Annotated in this window: 1 protein-coding gene; it reads right to left on the bottom strand. The window is 45.4% G+C overall.

Annotated elements, in window-relative coordinates; genetic code table 11:
* Positions 1-1,249 (bottom strand): ATP-binding cassette domain-containing protein (locus R7Q47_RS24425; protein WP_318089812.1); only part of this gene is annotated, 1,249 nt, incomplete at its 3' end.
* Positions 1,250-1,416: the final 167 nt, after the last annotated feature.

Here is a 1,416-nt window from a genome sequence, read left to right as displayed (position 1 = left end):
TGAGTAGTGTTGGCTGCTTCACTATAGCGCGTGCGATCAACAGCAAACGTTGCTGACCGTATTCCAACTGTTTGAAAGACGTCTTTTCGTAGTGACGCATGTGTAAGATATCAAGCCACTCTTTAGCTACGTCAATCTCTTTACGCGAAGGCTGATTATACAAGCCAATCGAGTCGTAGAACCCAGACAGAATGACCTCTAACGCGCTGCAATTCACTCGGTATTGAAGATGCAGTGCAGAGGAGACCATGCCAATATGCTGTTTTATCTCCCAGATGCTTTCGCCAGAGCCTCGTTTCTTGCCGAAGATGTGGATGTCGTTACTGTAGCATTGTGGATGATCGCCAAATATCAGCCCCAATAACGTACTTTTACCACAGCCGTTTGGCCCTTTAACTTGCCAGTGTTGTCCTTTATCTATGCGCCAATTCAGGTCAGTGAAAATACGTTTTTCAGTGTATTCAACTTGGCCATTTTTTAGTTCGAAAATAGGATCATCGAAGTGCGTAGAGTGTTGGTGGCGTCGTATCAACCCCATCATCTCTTCGCTTTGTTTTTGGGATTGTGACTTGATTTGTTCGATTATCGGGTGGTTGTCCCAACTCTCTTTCTTCATTGTGCTGTCAAGACTGCCGGCATTAAATAGCGCTACATGATCTATCCATTCTGGCATGTCGGACTCGCGAGAAAACGTAATCAACATCTGGACGGATTGCGAAAGCGAGTGCAAATAGGTTGCGAGTGAAGCGCGGTGGGCAACATCTAGACCGACAAAAGGATTATCCAGAAGCACAAGGTCAGGTTGGGTTGCCAACGCTCTAGCGAGCATGACTCGTCTGGTCTCGCCAGTCGATAAAACACGAAAACCGCTCTGTTTTAAATGGTGAAGGTCGAGCTCTTCAAGCAGTCTTTCCGTTGTTGCTGCATCTTGGCAGCACTCAAAAATCAAAGCATAAACGGTACTGCCTTGGTCGATACGATCGAGAAAATCGGTGTCGTCCTTTTCTAGCTCACGTTCAAGTAGTCGTTGTTGCTCTGAAAGCGATACTTGCGCGACTTTCAATTCACCAAGATCCAACGTCCCTTGTGTGGGTTTCAGTTCGCCACAAAGCAGATCGCCTAGCAGGGAGCCGATGTCGCCTTCTGCACTGAAGATGCCCCAAGAGTCATTGTTATCGATTGTCCATTCATCAATGGAAAGTGTGGTGGTATGTCCTTGTACAGCAAGCTGACTAAAGCGAATAGCCATTGTGTTTGTCTTCCTTGTTATTGTTGTATTGGACTAGTTATAACAACTAACCAAGGGCCTAAGGAAGGGGATGTCAGTATTAATTTTAACCAAAGTAGAGCTTGTTACGACCAGAAATGAAAGACTTATGTAACGAATCTTCTGTTGAATAAGTCGCGGGAATATTT

Source organism: Vibrio sp. Vb0349 (assembly GCF_033338975.1).
Note: the sequence above shows the minus strand (reverse complement) of the source record. Positions and strands in the feature narration are given on the sequence as shown.